The 4,322-nt window shown below is 61.5% G+C and carries 6 protein-coding genes and 1 pseudogene; all 7 read right to left on the minus strand.

Annotated elements, in window-relative coordinates:
• Positions 1-461, minus strand: a pseudogene (locus ABW043_RS06710) (threonine synthase); the annotation flags it as partial.
• Between the two features lie 80 nt (positions 462-541).
• Positions 542-1,309 carry an SURF1 family protein gene (locus ABW043_RS06715; RefSeq protein ID WP_353920446.1) on the minus strand — a complete coding sequence of 256 codons (768 nt, stop codon included), beginning with the start codon at positions 1,307-1,309 and terminating at the stop codon, positions 542-544.
• A complete protein-coding gene (locus tag ABW043_RS06720) occupies positions 1,306-1,659 on the minus strand; it encodes a DUF983 domain-containing protein (RefSeq protein WP_353920447.1) in 354 nt (117 codons plus the stop codon). The genes ABW043_RS06715 and ABW043_RS06720 overlap by 4 nt, the downstream gene beginning before the upstream one ends.
• Before the next feature lie 62 nt (positions 1,660-1,721).
• Entirely contained in the window at positions 1,722-2,567 is an 846-nt protein-coding gene (locus ABW043_RS06725; RefSeq protein WP_353920448.1) for a cytochrome c oxidase subunit 3, read from the minus strand.
• A 2-nt stretch (positions 2,568-2,569) separates the two neighbouring features.
• On the minus strand, positions 2,570-3,133 hold the full coding sequence (locus tag ABW043_RS06730) for a cytochrome c oxidase assembly protein (RefSeq protein WP_353920449.1): 564 nt from the start codon (positions 3,131-3,133) through the stop codon (positions 2,570-2,572).
• Entirely contained in the window at positions 3,133-3,315 is a 183-nt protein-coding gene (locus tag ABW043_RS06735; protein ID WP_353920450.1) for a cytochrome c oxidase system small membrane protein, read from the minus strand. The genes ABW043_RS06730 and ABW043_RS06735 overlap by 1 nt, the downstream gene beginning before the upstream one ends.
• The gene (locus tag ABW043_RS06740) at positions 3,312-4,247 is read right to left on the minus strand and encodes a heme o synthase (protein ID WP_353920451.1); all 936 of its coding nucleotides are present in this window, start codon (positions 4,245-4,247) and stop codon (positions 3,312-3,314) included. Before ABW043_RS06740 ends, ABW043_RS06735 begins: the two co-directional genes overlap by 4 nt.
• Positions 4,248-4,322: the final 75 nt, after the last annotated feature.

Below are 4,322 nucleotides of genomic sequence, written 5' to 3' on the forward strand. Positions count from 1 at the left end.
CCGCGGAAGGCTTCGATAGCAGCCGAACCGGTATCGCCCGAGGTCGCGCCGACAATCGTCGCGCGCAGGCCACGTTCGGTCAGAATGTGGTCCATGGTGCGGCTCAGGAACTGCATCGCCACGTCCTTGAAGGCGAGCGTCGGGCCATGGAAGAGTTCGAGCACGAAATGATTGGTTTCGATCTCGACGAGCGGGGTCACCGAGGGGTGACGGAAACTCTGATAGGCGCCGTCGATGATCGAGCGCAGCTTGGCCGCGGGGATTTCATCGCCGGTGAAGCGCGAAATGATCTCGTAGGCGACATGGGCATAGGGCTTGCCGGCAAAAGCGGCGACTTCATCGTGGCTCAGTTGCGGCCAAGCCTGCGGAACATAGAGGCCGCCATCGGAAGCCAGGCCCGCGAGGACCGCATCGGAGAAGCCAAGCGCCGGCGCCTGGCCGCGCGTCGAAACAAACTGCATCGGAGGGGAAGGCCCTTCTAGAATTGTTGCAACCTAGTGAATGCGGCGGCTGACCGCAAGGTTTTGCCTCGACCCGGCCCTTAGGGACCGCTGGCCGGGCTTCTCGCCTGCCGGCTAAGCCAGAAGCCGAGCATGACCACGGCGACAATGGCAAAGCCATACCAGGTCAGGGCATAGCCGAAATGGTTGTTGGGAAAGCTGACGACCGTTTCCCCCGCCTGCGGCAGTTCCCCAGCCGGGCCTGCGGGCAGGTCGATATAGAAGGGGGCGATCGGCGCCAAGGCGGGATCGGTCATTTTTGCAAGGCGCACCGGGTCGCGCACCCACTCGATGCGATTGGACATATCGGCTTCCGGCGTCATGAACCCCGGTGCCTCCGGCGTGCGGAACACGCCCGAGATCGTCACGATGCCAGGATCTTCGCCATGAAGATCACCAACCGCGGCGGTCTCCTGATATTGCTGGGGCACGAAACCGCGGTTGACGAAGACCGTGCCGCCGCCCTGCAATTCGAATGGCGTCATCACCCAATATCCGGGACCGGCATATTGGCCCTTGGGATCGGAGAGGCTCGTGAAGACAGTTGTGGTCTGAGTGTAGCGGTAGGCGCCAGTCAGTTCGACCTGCTGATAGACCAGATCCTGAGTGGGCAGATTGGCCCAGCTTTCTTTGGGCGGCACTGGAATAGGGGCTGCCGTCAGCCGCGCGTCGACGGCTGCAACCAGCGCATCCTTTTCGGCAAGGCGATGCATCTGCCAGGAGCCGAGAAAGACGCAAACCGCGGCCAGCAGCAGCATGAGAACGGCAAAAATCCAGTCGCTGAGGCGAAGCCGCGCCAAGGGGTTCATTGATGGCCCTCATGAGCGTCGTGACGATATTGGACGTTGACCAGCACACCCTTGAAGGGCGGCAACAGGGCCAGGGAAAGCAGCAATGTCGTCGGGATCCACAGAACCAGATGCATCCAAGGGGCGATCTGCACCAGGGAACCTGTGATCAGCGCCAGGATGACGACAACCGGCGCCACCAGAAAAATCACGAAGACAGCCGGACCATCACCGCTATCGGCAAATTTGAGATCGAGCCCGCACCTGTCGCAGCACGGTACCAATTTGAGATAGCCGGAAAACAATTTCCCTTCGCCGCAACGTGGGCAGCGGCAGAGAAGGCCGGAAAGAACGGGGTTTGGCTGGCTCATAAGGTCTCTAGAAGCGAAAAGGGGCGCAGCCATGCCGCGCCCCATATTCTCTATGCCTGTGCCTAGTGGCTCAGGGCTACGCCCCAGCTGCCCCAGACGTAGATCGAGGCGAAGAGGAAGAGCCAGACCACGTCGACGAAGTGCCAGTACCAGGCGGCGAATTCGAAGCCCAGGTGACGCTGCGGGGTGAAATCACCACGCTCGGCGCGGATCAGGCAGACGGCGAGGAAGATGGTGCCGATGATGACGTGGAAACCATGGAAGCCGGTCGCCATGAAGAAGGTCGCGCCATACATGGTTGCGCCTTCGCCGCCGAAGAGGAAACCGGCATGGGTGTATTCGAGATACTGCACATAGGAGAACAGCACGCCCAGCGCCACGGTCAGCGCCAGACCCCAGCGCAGGCCCTTGCGATCGTTTTCAAGCAGGGCATGGTGGGCCCAGGTCACGGTCGTGCCCGAGGTCAGAAGGATCAGCGTGTTGAACAGCGGCAGGTGGAAGGGGTCGAAAAGCTCGACGCCAATCGGAGGCCAGTGGCCGCCCGTCGCGACGACGCGGGCAACCTGCTCGACGTCATCGAAGCGGAAGAAGCCGTCGAAATAGGCCCAGAACCAGGCAACGAAGAACATCACTTCCGAGGCGATGAACAGGATCATGCCGTAGCGGTGGTGCATCTGCACGACCGGGGTATGGCTGACGCCGTCATTGGCTTCCTTCACCACGTCCGCCCACCAGGCATAGAAGGAATAGAGCACGGCGGCGAGGCCGACGAAGAACAGCCACGGGGTCCACTGCTTCATGAAGAAGACGGCGCCCACCATCATGACCAGCACCGCGGCCGACATCACGAATGGCCAGGGTGACGGCTCTACCATGTGGTAGTCATGGTTCTTTTCAATGGCGGCCATGTTCAGCTTCCCTCATTGTCTGAAGCGTAGAATGTGTAAGAGAGCGTAATCTCTTTGATTGTTTTCAGTTCGTGATTTTGGTCGATATCGGGATCGACGAAGAACACGATTGGCATTTCCACCGTTTCGCCCGGCTGCAGGGTCTGCTCGGTGAAGCAGAAGCATTCGATCTTGTTGAAATAAACGCCGGCCTTTTCGGGCACAACATTGAAGATCGCCTGCCCGGTGACCGGCTTGTCGGAATTGTTGGTCGCGATGTAGTTGACCGTGTCGACCCGACCGATCTGGTCGGTGATCGAGGCGGCCGGCTTCACCGTCCAGTCGAGGCTATGCTCGATATTGACGTCGAAGCGCACCTTCATCTCGCGGGCGATGACGCCCTTGGGATTGGCTTCGGCCGTCTGCGTGGTGCCGCCATAGCCGGTCACCTGGCAGAAAAGCTGGTAAAGCGGCACGGAAGCGAAGGCGAGGCCGATCATGCCCGCGGCAAGGCCCAGAAGCGTCAGGCCGACCCGGCGATTGCGCTTTTCGGCATTGGCTGGCCTCGTTTCGGCGGCGAGCGTCATCAGAGCCCCCGGTCAAACAGCGCCGGACCCATCTTGACGATGGTCAGCACGTAAAAGGTCAGCGCAAAGAGCGCGAGCGCGCCGGCCAGCGCAATGGAGCGGCGGCGGCGAACGCGTTTCAGCGTCTCGGCGGCCTTCATTTCGGCAGTCATGGTTTCAAGCGCCTGGTTTTTCTCGGTCATGACCAGAACCCACCCAGACGCGCAATGAAGCTATCGGCGAGCAGGCCGAGGAACAGCACGAAGAGATAGCTCAGCGAATAGGTAAAGAGGCGGCGGGCTGCCTTGCGCATGTCGACATTGGTCGGCGCGCGCAGCAGGCGCACGGCAAGATAGACGAAGCTCGCGCCGGTGATCGCGGCAACGGCGCCATAAATCCAGCCACCCGTACCGAGATAGACCGGCACGAAGGCCGACACGGCGAGGATGACCGAATAAACGAAGATCTGGCGCTTGGTGGAGCCTTCGCCGGCGACGTTCGGCATCATCGGAATGCCGGCTGCGGCATAGTCACCCTGCTTATAGAGCGCGAGTGCCCAGAAGTGCGGCGGGGTCCAGAGGAAGACGATCAGGAAGAGCGCGAGGCTTTCAAGGGAAATCGTGCCGGTCACGGCGGCCCAACCGATCATTGTGGGGAAGGCGCCGGCCGCGCCACCGATAACGATGTTCTGCGGCGTCGAGCGCTTGAGCCAGATCGTGTAGATCACGGCATAAAAGAAGATGGTGAAGGCGAGGAGCCCGCCAGCGACCCAATTGGTCGCAAGGCCGAGAAGCGCCACCGAAAAGCCCGAGAGAATCAGCCCAAAACTGAGCGCTTCGCCCGAAGAAATGCGGCCGGCGGGAATAGGCCGGTTCTGCGTGCGGCTCATGATGGCGTCGATATCGGCATCGTACCACATGTTGAGCGAGGCCGAGGCCCCTGCCCCCACCGCGATGCAGAGCAGCGAGATGGCCGCGATGATCAGGTTGACGTGGCCGGGCGCGAGAAACATGCCGACGAGCGCGGTGAAGACGACGAGCGACATGACGCGCGGCTTCAGCAGGGCAAAGTAGTCCCCCACCCGCCCTTCCGCCACGGTCGTCCCGATGTTTCCGCTGTCGTCCAGATAAGCCAAGTCAACTTCCTCAGGAGCACGCCCGCGTGGGGCAACAGGCTCCACTCAGTGCAAGGCCGGCAAGGGCGCAGTGGT

This window comes from Devosia sp. (assembly GCF_040509215.1).
GTDB lineage: Bacteria > Pseudomonadota > Alphaproteobacteria > Rhizobiales > Devosiaceae > Devosia.